The 18,312-nt window shown below is 51.1% G+C and carries 18 protein-coding genes; 6 read left to right on the plus strand and 12 right to left on the minus strand.

The window, feature by feature from the left end; translation table 11 throughout:
* Window positions 1-853: 853 nt before the first annotated feature.
* From cobN to ACJJIK_RS06050, 3 genes are read right to left on the minus strand one after another with little or no spacing between them, the layout of a single operon-like run.
* Window positions 854-4,795 carry a cobaltochelatase subunit CobN gene (gene cobN, locus ACJJIK_RS06040; protein ID WP_444944488.1) on the minus strand — a complete coding sequence of 1,314 codons (3,942 nt, stop codon included), beginning with the start codon at window positions 4,793-4,795 and terminating at the stop codon, window positions 854-856.
* Window positions 4,785-5,150, minus strand: coding sequence for a DUF2149 domain-containing protein (locus ACJJIK_RS06045; RefSeq protein ID WP_444944489.1), 366 nt, complete (start codon window positions 5,148-5,150; stop codon window positions 4,785-4,787). The genes cobN and ACJJIK_RS06045 overlap by 11 nt, the downstream gene beginning before the upstream one ends.
* Window positions 5,150-5,680 (minus strand): MotA/TolQ/ExbB proton channel family protein, encoded by a 531-nt coding sequence (locus ACJJIK_RS06050; RefSeq protein WP_444930684.1) that lies wholly within the window; start codon window positions 5,678-5,680, stop codon window positions 5,150-5,152. The genes ACJJIK_RS06045 and ACJJIK_RS06050 overlap by 1 nt, the downstream gene beginning before the upstream one ends.
* 230 nt (window positions 5,681-5,910) lie before the next feature.
* Between ACJJIK_RS06050 and ACJJIK_RS06055 the strand changes: the two genes are divergently transcribed.
* Window positions 5,911-8,082: a TonB-dependent hemoglobin/transferrin/lactoferrin family receptor gene (locus ACJJIK_RS06055; protein WP_444944490.1), complete on the plus strand. Its 2,172-nt coding sequence runs from the start codon at window positions 5,911-5,913 to the stop codon at window positions 8,080-8,082.
* A 98-nt stretch (window positions 8,083-8,180) separates the two neighbouring features.
* On the opposite strand, the gene ACJJIK_RS06060 is transcribed toward ACJJIK_RS06055, so the two are convergent.
* Both ACJJIK_RS06060 and ACJJIK_RS06065 read right to left on the minus strand, forming a co-directional pair.
* Complete coding sequence (locus ACJJIK_RS06060; protein ID WP_444944491.1) at window positions 8,181-8,768, minus strand: SRPBCC family protein; 588 nt, start codon at window positions 8,766-8,768, stop codon at window positions 8,181-8,183.
* Window positions 8,769-8,966: 198 nt separating this feature from the next.
* Window positions 8,967-9,875, minus strand: a complete 909-nt coding sequence (locus ACJJIK_RS06065) for a LysR family transcriptional regulator (protein ID WP_444944492.1) — start codon at window positions 9,873-9,875, stop codon at window positions 8,967-8,969.
* 123 nt (window positions 9,876-9,998) lie between these two features.
* Here ACJJIK_RS06065 and ACJJIK_RS06070 point away from each other — a divergent pair, with 123 nt between their 5' ends.
* Window positions 9,999-10,733 (plus strand): glycine betaine ABC transporter substrate-binding protein, encoded by a 735-nt coding sequence (locus tag ACJJIK_RS06070; protein WP_444944493.1) that lies wholly within the window; start codon window positions 9,999-10,001, stop codon window positions 10,731-10,733.
* Between the two features lie 27 nt (window positions 10,734-10,760).
* A complete protein-coding gene (locus ACJJIK_RS06075) occupies window positions 10,761-11,867 on the plus strand; it encodes an L-dopachrome tautomerase-related protein (RefSeq protein ID WP_444930679.1) in 1,107 nt (368 codons plus the stop codon).
* Window positions 11,868-11,933: 66 nt separating this feature from the next.
* Here the strand turns inward: ACJJIK_RS06075 and ACJJIK_RS06080 are convergent, their stop codons facing one another.
* The 7 genes from ACJJIK_RS06080 to ACJJIK_RS06110 form a co-directional block, all read right to left on the minus strand.
* Window positions 11,934-12,239 carry a hypothetical protein gene (locus ACJJIK_RS06080; protein ID WP_444930678.1) on the minus strand — a complete coding sequence of 102 codons (306 nt, stop codon included), beginning with the start codon at window positions 12,237-12,239 and terminating at the stop codon, window positions 11,934-11,936.
* Complete coding sequence (locus ACJJIK_RS06085; protein ID WP_444930677.1) at window positions 12,232-12,468, minus strand: hypothetical protein; 237 nt, start codon at window positions 12,466-12,468, stop codon at window positions 12,232-12,234. Before ACJJIK_RS06085 ends, ACJJIK_RS06080 begins: the two co-directional genes overlap by 8 nt.
* Window positions 12,469-12,480: 12 nt before the next feature.
* Window positions 12,481-12,732 (minus strand): hypothetical protein, encoded by a 252-nt coding sequence (locus tag ACJJIK_RS06090; RefSeq protein WP_444930676.1) that lies wholly within the window; start codon window positions 12,730-12,732, stop codon window positions 12,481-12,483.
* A gap of 5 nt (window positions 12,733-12,737) precedes the next feature.
* Window positions 12,738-12,935, minus strand: a complete 198-nt coding sequence (locus ACJJIK_RS06095; protein ID WP_444930675.1) for a hypothetical protein — start codon at window positions 12,933-12,935, stop codon at window positions 12,738-12,740.
* Window positions 12,936-12,959: 24 nt separating this feature from the next.
* Window positions 12,960-13,184: a hypothetical protein gene (locus ACJJIK_RS06100; RefSeq protein WP_444930674.1), complete on the minus strand. Its 225-nt coding sequence runs from the start codon at window positions 13,182-13,184 to the stop codon at window positions 12,960-12,962.
* A gap of 60 nt (window positions 13,185-13,244) precedes the next feature.
* Complete coding sequence (locus ACJJIK_RS06105) at window positions 13,245-13,532, minus strand: hypothetical protein (RefSeq protein ID WP_444930673.1); 288 nt, start codon at window positions 13,530-13,532, stop codon at window positions 13,245-13,247.
* 108 nt (window positions 13,533-13,640) lie between these two features.
* Complete coding sequence (locus ACJJIK_RS06110; RefSeq protein WP_444930672.1) at window positions 13,641-13,946, minus strand: hypothetical protein; 306 nt, start codon at window positions 13,944-13,946, stop codon at window positions 13,641-13,643.
* A gap of 149 nt (window positions 13,947-14,095) precedes the next feature.
* Here ACJJIK_RS06110 and ACJJIK_RS06115 point away from each other — a divergent pair, with 149 nt between their 5' ends.
* The 3 genes from ACJJIK_RS06115 to ACJJIK_RS06125 all read left to right on the plus strand — a co-directional run bounded on the left by ACJJIK_RS06115 (window position 14,096) and on the right by ACJJIK_RS06125 (window position 17,950).
* Entirely contained in the window at window positions 14,096-15,568 is a 1,473-nt protein-coding gene (locus ACJJIK_RS06115; protein WP_444930671.1) for a transglycosylase SLT domain-containing protein, read from the plus strand.
* A gap of 21 nt (window positions 15,569-15,589) precedes the next feature.
* Window positions 15,590-16,006 (plus strand): DUF805 domain-containing protein, encoded by a 417-nt coding sequence (locus tag ACJJIK_RS06120; RefSeq protein ID WP_444944494.1) that lies wholly within the window; start codon window positions 15,590-15,592, stop codon window positions 16,004-16,006.
* 318 nt (window positions 16,007-16,324) lie between these two features.
* Window positions 16,325-17,950, plus strand: a complete 1,626-nt coding sequence (locus ACJJIK_RS06125; RefSeq protein ID WP_444930669.1) for a hypothetical protein — start codon at window positions 16,325-16,327, stop codon at window positions 17,948-17,950.
* Window positions 17,951-18,312: the final 362 nt, after the last annotated feature.

An 18,312-nucleotide genomic window follows, 5' to 3' on the forward strand; every position in this document is an offset into this window, starting at 1 on the left:
GATTTATTTACCGATCTCTTCAGTGCTAATTATATAATATTCCATGAGTGTCATTTTGCACTGAGCCGTAACAGACCCCAGTTTTGAGGTTAATCAACGTCGCGGTTCTTGTTCAATCAACCTATATAGAGTTAAAAAAGGACTAGCGCTTAAGAAATCTGATGATCTATTATTTTTATTGGTTTTTTAAAATGGCCGCGCCCCAAGTGTCAATAAAAAGGCTTTAACGCCAATTGATCAGTAGTGATGGAAAGCCCCCCTCTATCGGCTCTTCTACTGTAACAAGTGCCAAAAATCGCGGGTAGCGAGTATGGAAAACCCCATCTGCATCGATCTTATTATGAAGATCCTCTACTACGGAGGTATAACCCTGAGCATTGGTTATACCGATCGGAGGTAAAGTATTGCCTGTGATAGTTCACCTCCGCCGGAAGCCCATACTCTTTAGCCCCCCACTGGTGACACCCGGGAGCGACCCGCAGCACAGGAAAACCGTTTCTCCGTTACCACTTTGGCAGCCCCCTCAGCCACGGCCCCAATACCCGAGTAGTGATTATTCAGAGACCAGGTATTTACCGTAATCGAAATAAGGCCCAGAAAGGCCGCTTAATATCCTTTTCCCATCTTTCCAGCCCCTTTCGGAAGAAAGCCCTATAGAAATGCTACAGGCCCAATGCACCGCGCAAGCAATGAATACCGTGCACACTTCGGATTACAGCTAGAAAACCAGCATAGTAAGGCAATACTGAGCGACAACTCCCAACCCGGCGGCAAGATTATTTGTGCGCAGCGAAGGAAGGAGAGCAAATGCTGGCCCCCGCCCCGAAATAGAGCGGGAGCCATTGAGGAGAGGTTAGGCGGGCTGGGTTCGCACCCACTTGTGATCAAAGAAACCACTGACAAAGCCTGCCAGCACAATAGCCATCAACAATAGCCATATCAGCTTTTCGGATTTATCGCTGGGTGTGGGCTCTGCCACCTGCTCCAGCTTCTGGCCGCTGACCTGCTGCGCAGCATTGACACTGCTGGCCTGTGGATTATCCAACGCCTGGGTGTTAGCCAGGGCTGCAAGGCCAAATCCCAGCGCCTGCTGGTTGACAAATTCCTTGAACTTGTCATTGTCGGTAGCCACATCAAACTGGTTTGCCAGCTCGGTGTAGGTCTCTACCATTTTCTCCAGGGTCTCGGGCTGCGCATCCCAATAGCCCTTGCGCACCGCTTCCAGCATGCGCTCCAGCATCTGGGCCAGGGCCTCCGCATTGTGCTCCTCGAAGAACTCACGCATATCCATGTCATATTTGTCGTCTACATAGACTTCAAACATTTCCTGCCACTGGTCATCGCGAATGGTTTCCGGGGTCATCACCTCCCAGCCCCACATATTGTTAACGCGATCTAAGATAGCGGTAGCGCCCGCGTAGCCGGAATCCTGCATCGCCTCAATCCAGCGGGGGTGGAAGTAACGGCTGCGCATTTCCTGGTTAACGAACTCCGCAAGGGTTTGCGCTTTTACGTTGTCTTTGCGACGCAAATTGGATACATACATTTCCGGCGTTGCACCATCCAGGTTGCGCACAGCCAGTCCGATACCGCCAAAATACTGGAAGGGATCGTCGTTAGTCATCATGGCGTAGAGATTGGTGGAGCGAGAAAAAATCACCCCGTCAGTGCCAGACAGCACCTTGCCGTACAGCTCGACGCTGCGCTGATCTTCGCTCCAGCGGGATTCATCTTTGCCGTAGGCAAAACCCATACGGCGCATATAGAGGTCGGCGAGCTTGTCATCGCTCTCCCAGCTATCTGAGGCCAAGCTGGCGGCAGCCAAGCCGGTGCCATAGTTGCCGCTTTCGTTAGAGAAAATACGCACCGACGACAGGTAGCGGGCATCCTCTTCGCTATTGCCCTCTTCCAGCAGCTGCTGTTGCAACACCTGGCTGTGACGGTAGACAAAATTATTATCTTCCTTCATCTGCGCCACTTTATCGATGGCCTCTGCCAGCCACAGCATCACGTTGGGGAAAGCATCCCGATAAAGGCCGGTCGCAGAGATTACGACATCAATACGCGGGCGCTTTAATTCCCCATAGGGAATAACTTCTGTGCCGGTAACATTGCCCTGCGGGTTCCATTTGGGTTTGAGGCCCAGTGCATGCAGAATCTGCGCTTCCAGGGCGCCCTGATGGCGCATGGTTTCCAAAGACCAGAGGGAGAAAGCCAACTTGTCCGGGAAGCGGCCGTGCTTTGCATGGTAATCAGCAATGGTCTGGTCCATCAGCTGTACACCGGCCTCATAGGCTTCCTTCGACGGCACCTTGGCCGGGTTAAAGCCAATCAGGTTGCGGCCGGTAGGCACCGCTTGCGGATTGCGAATCGGGTCACCCCCATGGCTCACGGGGATATAATTGCCATCGAGAGCCGACATCAGGTTTTCCAGCTCGGCTATTTTGGCGAAGTTATCAGAGTATTCCCGCGCCTGATCCAACTGCGCTTGCAGGGATTCCGGCAGCTGCTCCAGCTCGCCGCCCTCAAGGAAGGTATCCAGTAACTGGAAGCCCGCCTGTGCCTCCAGAGCAACCACATTGCGCTCATCCCGGCTTTGTTCTTCCGGCAGACGCAAGCCCTGCTCCGCCTCATACTCGCCCGCTACACTAATAAACCCTTCACCCAACATTTGCAGCATGGTGCTGGTGAGGTGTTCAGTTTTTGGCAGCTGGCCAAAACGGTGGATGCCCAGTGGCTGGCTCATTTCTGCCAGTTGTCCCAAGTGATCCTGCAAGCGGCTCAGCTGGCCATTAAAATCCGCATTCAGGGCCTCGGCACTGATTTCCAAATCCTTGAGCATATTGAGCTCTTCGGCCAAACCGACAATACGCTCTTGAGTATTGGCCCGGGTCTGCCCTTCAGCCAACATCAGGTAATTGCCGATCAACTCTGACAGCTCAGCCACTTCCGCATACAGACCCGCTTTGGCAAAACCGGGGGTCAGGTGGCTGATCATGGTGGCGCGGCCGCGACGCTTGGCCTGCATGGCCTCTCCCACATTGTCGATAATGTAGGGATAAAACACCGGGATATTTCCCAGGGCCAGACTGGGTGCATCGTAAACCGACAGGCCCCGCTCTTTGCCACTGAGCCACTCCTGGGAGCCATGCGTCCCCAGGTGAATATAGGCATCGGCCCCGAAAGTTTCGCGCGCATAGAGGTAAACCGCCAGGTAGGCGTGATTCACCGGAGTTTTCATATCGTGGTAGAGGGCCGAGTGATCCTTGGCGTTATCTGCGCGAACACCTTGCGGCAACACAATTAAATTGCCCAGGGTCATGCGGGGAATAACAAAAGCAGGTGCGCCGTTGTGCTCCGCCAACATGGCATTGTCCTCCGGCTTACCCCAGCGTTCTACAATAGGATCGCGCACAGACGCAGGGAGCTGGTTAAACCAGTCCTGATAGGTGGACAACGGCATCCAGTCGGCCAGCCCTTTATCGATCAGAGCGGTGCTGTCTTCGCGGCGATAGTAGGGACGCAGTAACTGCCCAGCCCAGTCAATCAGGGTTTTTGAATCCCGGAGATGGACCTCATAACCTCTCTCGCGCATGGCCAGGGCAATGGATTCTATCGAGCTGGGTACATCCAAGAAAGCCGCACCGATATTCTTTTCCCCCGGCGGGTAGTTCCAAATAAAAGTTGCCACCTTTTTATTGGTGTTGCTCTGATAGGCGAGAGAGGCGTGATTCCAGGCTCGCTCAATCAAGGCCTGCATCTGCACATCCATCACCACTTTATTGCCGTCTTTATTCGCCGCAATAATCAACGGGTCGACACTGCCGGTGTCTTCAGGCAAGACCAGGAAGAAGGGGGTCAGGGAGGGAGATACACCGCTGTTATCGGCAAAGTACTCTTCTTCACTGCCCTCGGTATAATTGAGCGCGTGAATCACCGGAACACCCAGCTTCTCAAACTCAGCCCGGCGCTTGCTGACATAGTGCAGGGAGCGATAATTAATCATCAAATCGATGCGGGTATCGCCGCTGTCGGTTTGCAGCAAGTCGGGATAGGAAAGCGGCAGGTCTTCCCCTTCAAAGAAGAAGGCAAAAGCTTTGGCGCCTTTGTTTTCCAGACCGTTTAGCAGGGTGTCGACAACCTGCTGTTGCTCGTAATCCACCACGGAGCGATGAATCGCCACGGCGATTACCGGCTGCTGTTTGGCGGGCTTTAACCATTGGAAGAAAAACTCTTCGCTATCCGTTACCACCTGCTCCAGGCGGGGGTGATAAAACCCCACTTTGGGCACGATCACAGGTTCCGGCACTGCCCCGCTGGAGAGATCGAACACCTCTGCCGACAAAAACTGCATCATATGGCGATAGTTTTTGCGACCCGCATTATTAAAGTAAGCGGCGATCGCCCGCTGCTCAGACTCAGGCAACCCCTGGTTCATGGATGAATTATCCGCATCCCCCAGGGAGATCACCGGTACTTGCGGATACTTGGCCAGCATGGGCTGAAATTTGCCAAACATAAAGGCTGATAGCGCCGGGTTAATACCATCCAGCATGATCAGGGCAGCGGAAGACCAAGCCCGCTCAATATCCTCATCGCTCTTGCCTTTGCTGTTAAAAATTTCCAGTGCAAAAGGTTGGTCCGCCGCGAGATCGGTCAGTAAAGTGCCCTTCGCCTTGGCCGTGTGGCTCGACATCATCAGGAGCACTTTGGGCTTATCGCTGGCCTGGGCAAAGCTTGTCAATATCAGGCTGATCAGCAGGCACACACAACCTGTCCATAGTTTATTGCGCACTACTAGTTCCCCCCGAAGCTTTTTCACCGGCGGGCGCATCTTTACCTTCCCCTTCCGGTACATAAACCAGGCTGCCATCGGCCATCTGGTAAGCCACTCCCGCACGAGTGCCCTCCCCTGAACCAATTTCCCCGGTGGATTTATATTGTTTGATTTCCTTACCGTCCTTGACGATCACTTCCATATTGGGTTCGCCGGCGTTTTTTATCACCGTGACCTTTTCATTGGCAAAGACATTTAAGGGGTTTTGTGCAATGGCAATCAGCAGTGCGGCTATAATAACCAAGAATACATCGATCAGATTCACCGCACTCAGAATAGGGTTCAACTCTTCGTCTTCATCGAGGAAGCGCATCAGGACGCCTCCTTCAGCTTGCGGATATTGATCAGCTCAGAGGCAAACCAGCGCTTCTTAACTGAAGCCGGCCAAAAGGTAATCGTGGAGATTACCAGGCCCCAAATCACTGCGGCAAAAGCAATAATCAGATTTTCACTGATGCCCTGGATATTGCCATCGGCCAGGGCGCGAAGTGCCGGGCCCATGGGTATCATGGTGGCAATCAAACCCAGCATCGGCGCGATACGGGTCGCCATACGCAACAGCTCCAGTTTTCTCAGCGCAAAAACTTCCAGTTCGTCGTCACATGCCAAAGGGTTGTTCACGTAATAGTTGTGCACCTGGTAGCCCGGCAGGGGCTCAAGCCGACCCTGCTTCAATGCCACCCGGTAGGCCCCGGCATTTTTACGGCGCAGTATCCACAGCGAAATAAAGCGCCCGGCGGCATACAGCGAATAGATAAAAAGGACCAGGATCGCCAGTAATACTGGGGCCATAAACAGGTCGGCCACATCCGCCATTAAGGTCTCAACTGATTGAATATTCACCGCAAGCCTCCTAAGCCAGGAAATTGATGCTGTTCACAAATTTGAGCGGAAAGTACCCAAAGAAACTTATTAGGTCAAATTTAATCTAATTGATATTGATTCGCATTTAGCTTTACATTTCGACAAGTATCCATATAATCTCGCTCCGAGCTGGTCGACAAGGCCAAGCGAAAGGGCAGTACAGAGACCCTGAACGAGCAGACCGAATCAACGACACCAAGGAATTCACCATGAAACGTCGCCCACTAGCAGCGGCCATATTGGGCTTAGCCACCGCCTCAAGCCTGTACGCAGAGACCCCGACCTCTCCGTCCAGCAATGAACTCGAACTGATCGTCGTCAGCGGGCGCGCGGAAAAGCCTTTGAAAGACGTTGCGGGCAGCGTTTCCGTGGTGACCGATGAAGAAATTGAGCAGCTTCAGCTCAATGATATGAACCAGCTGTTCCAATACGAGCCCGGCGTTGAAGTAACTGGCGAAGTGGGCGGTGCACAGAATATCCTAGTGCGCGGCATGGGTGGCGACCGCGTACTGATTATTAAAGACGGAATGCGGGTGAACGAAGGCTATGGCGCCAACGGCCAAAACGACGTTATTGGTCGCGGCTTTATTGAAGTGGATACCCTAAAGCAGGTAGAAGTTGCCAAGGGCGCCGCCTCCTCCCTGTACGGTTCCGATGCGCTGGCTGGTATCGTGGTATTCACCACCAAAGATGCTTCCGACTACCTGGAAGATGGCGAACAATTTGGCGGCTCTATCAAGACCGGCTACAACGGCATCAGCAACCAGAAACACGTTTCCCCTACCCTGGCCCTTCGCACCGGCAACTTTGAACAGCTGCTGCACACCACTTTCCGCGACGGTGAAGAACAGCAGAACTACGACGAAACCCAGGACCCCTTTGAGATCGAATCCCAGAGTATCCTGTACAAGGCCAAGTACAACCTGGGTGGTGAAGACTTTATCAGCTTCAGTATCGACCACTGGAACCAGGAAACCGTCGGTGACAGTGCCGATGGCCTGCTGTATTACTTCCGTGGACTGGCCGACTATGGCTACAACATCGTCGCTGAACAATCTGTTTCCGACAAAGAGACTCTCGCCTATCAGCTCCGCTACCACAGCGAGACCCCAACGGCGATCTACGACCAGGTCAATATCAGCCTGTACAACAACAAGTCTGAACAGGAAGACGAGCAGTACGGGCAACTGGATATCAACGCACCTATGTTCGGTGTGATCGAGGTCCGCGATATGTGGGAAACTGGCCTCTACCGCCAGGACACTGTCGGCCTGCTGTCCAACGCCAGTAAAACCCTCAATGACACCCACACTCTGGGTTACGGCCTGGATCTGGAGAAAACCGAGAGCGAGCGCACCGTTCACCAGTACCGTGAGGTGGAAGGCACCTCTACCCTAGACGCCACCACCGAGAAGTTTCCGGAAAACGAAGTGGCGCGCGCCGGCCTGTTTATCAATGACGAAATGTCCTTCGCCAATGGCCAGCTGACCGTTACCCCAGGCCTGCGCTACGACTGGTACGAAATGGACCCGAATGGCGCCCTGAAAACTGACGGCACCCCGTTTGCCTCCATTGAAGAGAGCAATGTTTCCTTCAACCTGGGCGCGCTGTACCGAATCAATCCGAAACTGTCCGCCTTTGCCCAATACGGACAGGGCTTTAAAGTGCCAGCCTACGATTTAGCCTATATCGAGCACTACCTGCAACCTACTTCCGAATACATCTACGAGGTTCTGCCCGCCGACGATCTGTCACCAGAAACCAGTGACACCTTCGAACTCGGCCTGCGCGGGCACCTGGGCCCGGTAGCTTTCAGTACTGCAGCGTTTTATACCGAATACGATGATTTCCTGGAAACCACTTTAATTCACCAAGAGTTTGTAAATGGTGCTGATGGCAGTTTCTCCCATGTATTTGAACAGTACCAGTACCAAAATATCGAATCTGTGACCATCAAAGGTATTGAGGCAAGCGCCAACTGGTATCTATCCCCGTCGATCGAACTGTTTGCCAATGCCAGCTACCAGCGCGGTGAAAACGACACTACCGGCGAGTATCTCACCAGCATCAGCCCACTCTCCGGTGTAGTTGGCGCTAGCTACAACGGCGCCAAGCTCTCCAGCCAGGTATTGCTGCGCTGGGCCGAGCGTATGGAAAAAGTGAACGACGGCGCTACTGAAACAGCCGGCTATGGCACCGTGGACTGGACCCTCGGTTATCAAGTCATGGACTCTATGTCCGTAAATCTGGCAGTAAACAACCTGCTGGACAAATACTACGTGCCCTACCTGAATGTTGCAGGTTGGGATGAAGGCAGCGACCTGTCTGTCAATGCGGCGCCGGGGCGTACCTTCTCCGCGTCAATAAGATACGATTTCTAGTTAAAAAGGTTTTTTCTCTCCTATCTCGCAAATAAGTCCCTTGATGGCCGTACTCCCATGCGGCCTTTTTTTTATTTTGCCCCCTCAAAAAACTACAGTTAATTCATATAGATTTTCTCCATCATCTCTTTGACCTCCGCCTGATACAGGCGCAACGCTTTTAGTAGTTCCAGTCGAAACAGCGGCATATAGAGTAGATAGACCAACAGATAAAAGGGGTTAGTAGAGTGCATTTTAAAATAACAGCACCTCTCCCAACGGCTGGCTCCCCCTGCCTCCTCGGTGATGGTGTAACTAAAATGGCCGCTGACATAGCGGGTAATCGGTAAACACAAGAGCACCAGCGCCCCGCCATAAATAATCCTTCCCTCCCAGGCAATCTTGTTGGGCCGCTCATAATTTACCAATTGATGTTTCATAACGTGATAACCGGTAATACCCCAGTATTTTTCGATGGCCACACTCCCTACAGTGGCTTTATTTCCACCCATATTGTATTCGGCAAATAACGTGTTGGGATATTTACTCTCCCAGTTGCGCAGATCTATCACAAAATCAAACAGATCTTCTGAGGACACCTGAATAGTGACAGCGTTTTGATAGGAGTAGGACTTATCTTTAACGTAGAGCAGCAGGCATAGCAGTACATACAAAATCACTGCCGCGCATATGACGTCTAGTATCATCTACGGCCTCCACCAAAAAAATCAAATTTCAGCACTGAGAAAATGGATAAAATGGAGAACCGCCGAATCATAGCGCGATACCCAATTATGCAACGGCTCCCGGTGAGTCATACGCCTAATTATAGAGGAATTAAAAAATGCCACGGGCGCTATCACTGCGCCCGCAATAACTAAAGCGGCAAACGGGTCCCCTCCCGGTCACGGAGCCTCTGCGGTAAATCTTATGGCCAAGCGGTCTGCAAATGCCGCCACCCGGCGCGGCTGGGCCCGGCTCGGGGGAAACAACATTTGTAGCGGCGCCGGCGGTGGGGTGTACGCCTCTAACAGACGCACCAATCTGCCCGCCCGGATATCCCGCGCTACATCCAATTCCGATTTTAAAATAATGCCAGCGCCCTTCAGGCACCACTGGCGAGCCAGCTCCCCATCATTGGTCACCCGATCCCCCCGCACCACGACGGTCTGCTCGCGCTCCCTCACCCCATCGCAGTCATCGAGAAAACGCCAGTGGTTATCCAGGTTCTCACCGAAACGCATTACCAGGCAGTTGTGACTCTTCAGGTCCTCAGGCTTTTCCGGCACACCGCGTTTTTGCAAGTAACTGGGGGAGGCGCAGAGGATGCGCTGCTTTTGACTCAGGGTTCTAACCCGCAGCGAGCTGTCGGTAATAGCTCCGAAGCGCAAGGCGATATCAATGCCCTGCCCGACAATATCCACATAGCCGTCTGACAATAGCAATTCGATGGAAATCGCCGGGTGATCCAGCAAAAAGCGGTCAATTTCCGGGGCCACAATCGCCCGTCCCAAATCACAGGGGGCGCTGACCCGGATGGCCCCGGAGAGGGTCTGGGCCCCCGATCGAATACGGCCTTCCAGGTCCTCAACCTCATCGAGAAGCTGTCTGGCCCCCTCAACCAGGGTGCGCCCCTCCTCCGTCAGGCTGATTGCCCGGGTCGTGCGATTCAGCAAAACCACACCAAAGTGTGCCTCCAGCGCCGCAAGGCGCTCGGAGACTCGACTGGAAGATAAGCCCGAATCCCGCGCAGCGGCGACCAGACTACCTTTATCAACAATTTGTAAGAACAGCTTCAGATTGTCTATCAGCATTACTCGGTTTTACCGGATATTGATTTCTATACAAGGAAGTTTATCCGGCAAATCAGAGTAGCCACAATACCCCTATCAGCAACTAGCACAACATCACTAGACACCGACAGCAGGGCGTTTCACATGGATAACAGTATTCGCATCGGACATATCGCACTCTCCTTCCACGAGGCCAGTGCGCGAGAAGTCGCCAGGGTTCTTGAGGCCCACGGCCACCAAACCCACTTAAAATCTGCCCCCCACGAAGCGGCCTTCGAACTGCTCAAGAACGGTGAAATCGACCTGTTAACCTCTGCCTGGCTGCCCTCCAGCCACGGGGTCTACCTAAAACCACTGCTCGACCAGGTAGAGAAAGTCTCCGTGCTGTACGAACCCTACTGTATCTGGGGAGTGCCGGATTATGTGCCCGTAGATGCCGTAGCCAGTGTCGACGACCTCCTCAAAGAGCCGGCACTCAGCCGTATGGATCGCCTGATCCAGGGAATCAACCCCGGTGCCGGCATCAGCCGCTTCTCCGCTGAGATGATCCACGCCTACAGTCTCGACCAAGCCGACTATAAATTCCGCCCGGGGACAGAGGAGGACTGCTTTAACCGTTTTGAAGCTACCGTAGCTGAGAAGCGCTGGGTAGTCATTCCCCTGTGGCACCCGCAGTTTCTGCACAACCGCTATAACATTCGCGCACTCACTGAACCCAAGGGGCTTCTCGGCACACAGGATGAGGCCACCCTCATTGTGCGCAAAGCGGCCAAAGCCAAAATCGGCAGCGCCGCCTTGGCCGAACTGTCCCAGCTTTATATCGGCAATAAAAAACTCAGCGCTTTAGAAGATGCACTGCGTCAGCAAAGCAAAAACTAATACACCGGAAAATTGAAGGAAATCACAATGCAGTTTCCCAAAGTACTACTGGCCGCACTGGCCCTCGCAGGCGCGAGCAGCCTAACCGCCACGGCCACCTATGCCGCCAGCGCAGACTCCCTGCAAACCGTCACTGAGTTTAGTGAATCCCGCGCCGCCGGTGTCACCGTGACTCCCAATGGCCGGGTGCTGGTCAGTATGCACCCCCTGGACGCTCCCAAGCTAAAAGTCGTGGAGGTCATGGCCAACGGCTCCAAACAACCCTTCCCCAATCTCGATTGGGCGGACGGGCCCGAGCACGGTAAAGTGGGTTTTGCCTCGGTTATTGGTATCCACTCCGACAGCAAAGGCATTGTCTGGATCTTGGATATGGGGGATGAAAATACTCCCACCCAAATTGTGGCCTGGGACAGCGTTAAACATAAGTTGCACCAGAAAATTGAAATCCCCAAGTCCGCACTGCTTAAAAATTCATTCCCGCAGGATTTTGCCCTGGATGAAAAACGCCAAAAAATGTATATCGCCGATATGTCTTTCGGCAATTTTAACGGCGCGACCAAACCGGCCATTATTGTCGTCGATCTGAAGAGCGGGCGCGCCCGGCGCGTACTGGAGGGAGCTGAGGCACTTATGCCCCCGCAGCAAGATCTCGTGATTGGTGGCGTTTTACTCTCGGCAAAAACCGAAGGCGGCAAGAGTAAAAGCCTGCACTTTGGCTTGAATCCTATCGCTCTGGATGACAAGGGGCAGTGGCTCTACTTCGGCAGCCTCAGCGGTAATAAGATCTTCCGCCTACCTGCCGCACAACTGGCAGACCCCGCCATCTCGGAGAAGAAACTCGCCGCACAAATTGAAGTGTTTGGCCCCAAAAACCCCAGCGATGGTATTGCCATGGCCCCCGGCGGCGGTGTACTGGTTACCGACCTAAAAAATAACGCCGTTGGCCTGACCACACAGGGAAATTACCAGATACTGATACAAGACAAGCAACTGTCCTGGCCCGACAGTCTCGCCGTGAGCGATGGCTGGGTATATGTCACCCAGGATCAACTGCACCAGCATCCCGCTTTCAGTTCAGGGCGCGGCAATGCACAGCCACCCTATAAACTGATGCGCTTCCGTTACATTCCCTAATCTCTCGTACCGCCAGGTCTCCCCGGTCCTGGCGGTTCTTAACTATCGAAATCCATTCATATCGATTTAGGATTCATCCTTTTTCACGCCGACCATTTCCAGCGCATAGCGGTAACTTTCTCTCACATCGTCCTTTAGAGAATTGACACCAATACTGCTCAATATTTCCTGGTAACTCGTATCGGATGGATTTTGCAACCACTTTAGCATAACGTGATTTTTTAACATGATATTACTGAGCCGCTCATCCCGCAACGAATCAGATTTACCCTGTAAGATATGAATCCCCTGCAGCTCAACTGCATTTCTGACTATTTGCTTGGAAATATTGGTGATATCAGGTTTATATACCGGTTCAGTTTGATCACTCATTTTCCTCTCCTTGTTCTTCTCCATCGCCGCTCGGTTCAAAACCAGTGCTCGATATATCTGAGAAAGATTTACTCAATGCATCGTTGATCTCACGGCAGGTGTCCAAAATCGATTTTTGCAGCGCCTTACCCAGTTCAGCATCCGTGCCCTGACTTTCGACCAACTTATCCAGTTGCTCCTGAAAATCCGGAGGAAGATAACTATCACCTAGGGGTTTGCTGTTAGACATGAGTCAGTGTCCTTAGCGCATAAACATTGAAAGCAACACCATCAAGAAGCCCTGGATCACAGCCACAATCAACTGTATATGTGCAACAATAATAATCAGTAGAAAGATGAGATTGAATGGTTGTGCCAGCCATTTTTCAAAAGCCTTACCCGCAACAGAAGAGGTTTGTAAAGCCGTATCTCTTACATGATCGGCCGCATTCTGGACCAAAAAAGAGGAAGACATCCGCTTCCCTTCTTTCGCAGCCCCCCCCTCGTCTTTCATAAGGATTACAAATCGACAATCTTATTCAACTGCTTAGTCATCAATAGCATACGCTGGTTTCGCGCATTCACTTGATCCTGCAGTGTGGTTTCCACAGCGCTATTGATAGAGCGCTGTAAGTAAGCACTCGACATTACGTCAATGAGCCTTCCTTTTCCTCCGGCAAGCTCCCGAAGTGTCGGTGTATCATCTTCCTTCTCCATCTATACATTCTCCCAGGCAGTAATTTATAGAGTTGCTTTAAGCGTACGAGCACTAACGGCGGACATTTGCAGGATAGAATTTGCCGTTGCCTGCATTTGTGTTGCACTGGTGTGAGTAAACTCACGTACCTGAAGTTTGGATAGCGCAGACAAGTCCCGCAGACCATCCAAATTGAGGGCCAGTGCAGAAGAAGTAGCCCGTTGATCAGCCACTTTAGTCGCGAGGCGATCCCGAAAAAAATCAGTCATAGCTTGCTCCTCTTTAACTAGGGGCAGCAATAAATCGCCGCCCCTTTAAGGTCAACGACCTTACTTACCACCATCCATAATATAATTCACAGCTTTAGCACCTGCCGCCGCCATTTGGGTCATGGCATTGGAAGTAGCTTGCATCTGTGTTGCACCGGTGTGGGTGAACTCGCGAACCTGCAACTTGGAAAGCGCTGACAGGTCACGCAGACCATCCAGATTCAGGCTTTGCGCCGAAGAGCTGGTAGTCTGGTCAGCCACTTTGGGGTCAACACGATCGCGATATGGAGAGGGTTCGATACCGTCGGTTGAGCTAGTGCTAGTACTAGTGCTAGTGTCATCAGCCATAGTCTTGTCCTATTAATCAGTTAGTTAAGTAACCCAGTGATTGGGTTCTGTTACTCTAGAGTGAATCCCACTCCCTAATAAGCGGGAAGGTTTTCACCAACACAAAATTTATAGCGGCAAATTATCTTGCTGCCCCTCCCCTTGACTGCTTTCCCCAAACACAGCATTTACCGCAGTGGCCCCTGCCGCTGCCATTTGGGTCATGGCATTGGACGTGGCCTGCATCTGGGTGGCGCTGGTATGGGTGAATTCCCGCACCTGTAATTTAGAAAGTGCGGATAGATCTCGCAGGCCATCAAGGTTTATGCTGGCCGCTGAACTTGAGGTTTTTTGATCAGAGACTTTGGGATCGAGCCGGTCGCGATATGGCGCGGGCTCGATCCCACCAGGTGTGCTATCAGTTTCGTTAGACATATTGTTTCCTTCTCTTAAAATGTTGCTAGGTTTGTAGCCCAATCACTCTAAACAGCAACTTGAGAAAGGTTAATCGGGAAATGTTTCCCACTTCCCTTATAGACGGGTATCAATAAGCTCCTGGGTTCGAGAAAAATTGAGGAGCGATCATGAACCCGTTGAGGAAAAATTGGCTTTTCTTTCTCTCTACAATCGCTCTGATTGGATTGATTATTGACACCTACAAGATACCCAAAAAGCGCCTGCACAGCTTGCGGGAATCCGGCACCTTAACGGTGGCCACGCGAATGAACGGGGTGGGTTGCTATTATCATCGTGATCAACCTGCCGGCTTGGAGTGTGATTTATTACAAGCTTTCGCAGAGCATTTAAATGTAGCGATTACATTCAAGACCACCGCCTCAATTAATGAAACTTTAACCCTGCTAACCACCGGGGAGGCGGATATCGCCGCTTCAGACTTAACCCATACCCCCAATCGAGCGCAGCAAGTCACCTTTAGCAGGGCCCTGTTTGAAACCCGTGAAGTACTGGTACAACGTAAAAAAAATGCCTTAACACGGTTTGCCGGACTCAAGGGAAAAACACTCACCATTCACACCGACAGCACCTACCGGGAAGAAATTGAGGCTAAAGCCGCATCACAAAAAATCCCCCTGATCTCACCTGGCAGCGGCAAGAATCAATCCGCGATTACCATTGCCCCAGCGAAGGAAAAAATATCCATCCTTGAGCTGATTGATGCTGTCAGTTTGGGGGAAATCGACTTTACTATCGCTGACGAACATATAGTGAAGGGAGGTAACGGCTACAATAAAAATCTGGATACCTCACTGGTATTCGGCGAACAGCGCAGGATTGCTTTTGCTCTCAGCAAAGATGGCGATGACTCCCTTGTCAACTCCCTAAATCGCTGGCTGGCAAGTGAAGAGGCCCAGGCAATTATTCATCTATTCCTCGCTCGGCTAACAGAGCAGAGAGCAGACCGCCCGCAAAATAATGCCCCGCCCAAAGACACACTGAGCCCCTGGGATAAACTCTTTAAGCGCTACGCCTCCGAGCCCTTCGACTGGGTTTGGCTTGCGGCACAGACCTCAGCAGAGTCCAGCTTTAGGCCCGATGCGGTATCCCACGCGGGGGCCCAGGGCCTAATGCAGCTTATGCCGGAAACCGCCAGGGAGGTGGGGGTAACAGACAGCTTCAACCCGGCGCAAAATATCCAGGGCGGGGTGAAATACAACTCAAAGCAATACCAGCGCTGGAAACATTTACCCCAGCGTACCGCCATAGCGTTTACCTTCGCATCTTATAATGCCGGCGCCGGACATGTACTGGATGCCCGGCGGCTAGCGCTACAAGATGGTAGCAACCCCGATCAATGGTTTTCGACAAATAGCCGAAAAGGTGTTGAAGATTATATTGTTTTATTGCGCAAGGCGGAATTTTACAATAATCCAGTGGTGAAATACGGCTACTGTCGCGGCAGCGAAACCCGCCAGTATGTGCGCAAAATATTTCAACAGGAGGCCAGCTACCGCCTTCTGCTAAAAGCAACTCAGGCCAACGGGGAAGCCATTCGCGCTGATAGTGCTACCGCCTCAATTACACCATACCGGTTCTAACTATCAGCAGAGGAAAACCCCATGAGGGATCAAACTTACCTGGATTTTTACTTTAACCCTGAGGGCACAGTAACACGGCAGCAGTTCTGGCTTTTATTCATCCTACCCCTACTCCTCATCCAAACTATCATTCTTTTTATCTTCCAATATGGCAACTTCAATTTTACCGACGGCCTATGGAAAGGCGGAGAGATACTGATGACGGTATTTGGCATACCACTGCAACTGGGATTCATCTGGGTTGTACTGGTCGTCTGCTGTAAACGCCTCTATAGTTCAGGCCTTCCCCGGCGCATGCTAATTGTCGCCCTGCCGGGCATCGGCATCCTATGGTTGTGCGCAGAATTACTTTTTGCCGGCAATAAAGAAAAAAACCTCAACCAGGATACCCCCCAAAAACCAGAAGACACACTATACAAGCACTCCGACATGCAATAAAAGTAGGCGTCCGGCCCAACAGTCGGGCGTTCTACCCGCAATACCAACCTATCCTTGAATTTAAGCCCGCAAAAACCATCAACTCTCAGTGCACGTCCTCTGCCCCCTTGCACAACCTACAGCTCCAATATAGACCACATCTCTGTGAGACCCACTATCCCGACCGACCCTGCCACTGGTGATCAAAAAAATCTCAAAGAGCTTCGACCTATAGAGTCAGAATCTCCGCTACCAATACCTGAAGGAAACCTATCCCCATTAAAACCAACTTGGCTTATAGGGCAAAATCATTACTCACCCAAAAAAGGAGTTCTAAGCATGCCCGCCATTTATCCAGCAAAAGAAACAGATCCAGAGTCAGAAAAGATAAACAACGAAGAGAACACCATAAAAGCCGATCTAATTATAACAAGTGCCATACTGGGATTTGCCTTAACACGCCACTACCAGGGACAACCCTGTCAATTTGACTACGAACATCCTGAGGAGAGAAAATTTAACGAATGGTCAGAAATCCTCTCCAACAAAGAGGCAGCTGACAACATTGAACTATTTCATGAAATATTAGAAAAATATAAAGGCCCACAAAGTAAAATAGAAGATATCGAAATTTTACTCCCCTTCATGAACATGATGGCCGACAGTGAAAAAAGAAACATTCTAAAAAGCAGCCTCAACGACAAACAAAAAAATCTGGTGGAAAACCTCTCTAAAGATGAATTCAGGAATAAATTGAAGTCTCAAATGGGGTTATACCTAGAGTACCTCAAAGAAATCAAAGATCAGCAAAATTTCTGCCACATAATAAGCACTATATCTCACATAATTGACCACCATGAGCCAGATGCAAGTGACTCCATTCTTGACGGACAATCCCCTCAAGGCAAAGAGGGCGAGCTGATTACCGGAAGGAAAGGCTCGGAAACGAGCCAGGCCAAATTCAGACCCACCCCTATGAGCCTGAGTAAGGCTGCCATGCTGGAAAATGCTCTCGGGGAAAAAGATACAATTTATAGAGGGAGAGGCGCATACACCGGGGTGATAGATGATCCATCATGTGACCATACCAAGGTATACCCCACCGAGCGCATCGTCTACCCCTGCGAAAACGGACCAAAACTTCTAACCAAACCAACTTCCAGGACCCCACAAATTGACGACTCCGACCTGGAAGAACCCCCGCAGGGACTTCAGCTGGATAGTGCAGGACAACAGACCTTTAAAGGCAAACCACTTAACCCTACGCTGGAGGGTGGACTCTGGGGAGTTATCGCTTATCCCGCAACCCTAAATAATGACAACGAAAAAGGTATGGGTCCCATTAATTTGAGTATCCAGCAACTTGATGACTTTGGCACGCAGCACCTAAGAGTCGGTTATGTGCATGGCATGTGCAGCGCTATTGTTCAGTGCAAGCACCTCGGCCCATGGGCGACCCCCTACGAGATGGCCACCGGCACACAAACCACTAAAATGGCATCTTGCTTTGCCTGCACCACCTATATGTACGCGAATGGTTATCCCCCCTCCTCTATTCACCTGGGAAGAGGGGAGTCATGGGTACCACCAAAAGCGGATTATATCCGTATAGAAAAAGACCACAAAGATTCACAGTGTGAAGGCTACCTTTATAGCGGCACCTGCCTGAGTGAGTGGCAAAGAGAAATAGCCAGCTACATTCGCCTGGGAATTAAATGCATGGGAAATAGCAGTGTGGCGGAGCATATAGATAAAAATTACAAGGGTCTTCTCATCGAAGTCATACAGCAAATAAAAACTCTCACCCCATCAAATGGGGTTGACAAGGATACGGAAAATCATAAAGAAATAAGCGAACTATTCCTCGAAGCCCTAACAATGCATAAAAAGGATAGCGATAGAATCGTGGCCGTTTTCAAACCGCTATACGAAAAATATGTTTGCCAGGCAGAATACATGATTTAGTTTATAGTGATTCAGGTTTGATCTGGCAACTGCCCACCTTTAGCAAATATTTCTTAGCAAGCATTCTGCCAGATCCGGCCTGATCAGCTCCGCCAGTGAGGTTTACTCAATCATATCTTGAAATTTTCAGAGCATAGAAAACTAGAGGCTAAATGCCCCAGTTACAAAACAAACACCAGACCCCTATGCTCCCCACTTAGGATTTCATCATTTTCACTGGCAAAATCTTGCAAAATACAAGCCTGCGCGGTCCCTTTCAGTAGCTCAACTAAAATTACCACTACCACCCAATAATCGGCCGGTAAATTATTAGTATACGCAGCTATACCCACTTGCACCTTAGTATTAAAGCAAAACTCCAG

The organism is Microbulbifer regidiadema (SeqCode) (assembly GCF_052466995.1).

Coding starts and splice junctions, on each gene's coding strand:
- ACJJIK_RS06045 (WP_444944489.1), bottom strand. CDS start 5,150: ATGCGCTTCCTCGATGAAGACGAAGAGTTGAACCCTATTCTGAGTGCG.
- ACJJIK_RS06055 (WP_444944490.1), top strand. CDS start 5,911: ATGAAACGTCGCCCACTAGCAGCGGCCATATTGGGCTTAGCCACCGCC.
- ACJJIK_RS06060 (WP_444944491.1), bottom strand. CDS start 8,768: ATGATACTAGACGTCATATGCGCGGCAGTGATTTTGTATGTACTGCTA.
- ACJJIK_RS06065 (WP_444944492.1), bottom strand. CDS start 9,875: ATGCTGATAGACAATCTGAAGCTGTTCTTACAAATTGTTGATAAAGGT.
- ACJJIK_RS06070 (WP_444944493.1), top strand. CDS start 9,999: ATGGATAACAGTATTCGCATCGGACATATCGCACTCTCCTTCCACGAG.
- ACJJIK_RS06075 (WP_444930679.1), top strand. CDS start 10,761: ATGCAGTTTCCCAAAGTACTACTGGCCGCACTGGCCCTCGCAGGCGCG.
- ACJJIK_RS06080 (WP_444930678.1), bottom strand. CDS start 12,239: ATGAGTGATCAAACTGAACCGGTATATAAACCTGATATCACCAATATT.
- ACJJIK_RS06085 (WP_444930677.1), bottom strand. CDS start 12,468: ATGTCTAACAGCAAACCCCTAGGTGATAGTTATCTTCCTCCGGATTTT.
- ACJJIK_RS06090 (WP_444930676.1), bottom strand. CDS start 12,732: ATGAAAGACGAGGGGGGGGCTGCGAAAGAAGGGAAGCGGATGTCTTCC.
- ACJJIK_RS06095 (WP_444930675.1), bottom strand. CDS start 12,935: ATGGAGAAGGAAGATGATACACCGACACTTCGGGAGCTTGCCGGAGGA.
- ACJJIK_RS06100 (WP_444930674.1), bottom strand. CDS start 13,184: ATGACTGATTTTTTTCGGGATCGCCTCGCGACTAAAGTGGCTGATCAA.
- ACJJIK_RS06105 (WP_444930673.1), bottom strand. CDS start 13,532: ATGGCTGATGACACTAGCACTAGTACTAGCACTAGCTCAACCGACGGT.
- ACJJIK_RS06110 (WP_444930672.1), bottom strand. CDS start 13,946: ATGTCTAACGAAACTGATAGCACACCTGGTGGGATCGAGCCCGCGCCA.
- ACJJIK_RS06115 (WP_444930671.1), top strand. CDS start 14,096: ATGAACCCGTTGAGGAAAAATTGGCTTTTCTTTCTCTCTACAATCGCT.
- ACJJIK_RS06120 (WP_444944494.1), top strand. CDS start 15,590: ATGAGGGATCAAACTTACCTGGATTTTTACTTTAACCCTGAGGGCACA.
- ACJJIK_RS06125 (WP_444930669.1), top strand. CDS start 16,325: ATGCCCGCCATTTATCCAGCAAAAGAAACAGATCCAGAGTCAGAAAAG.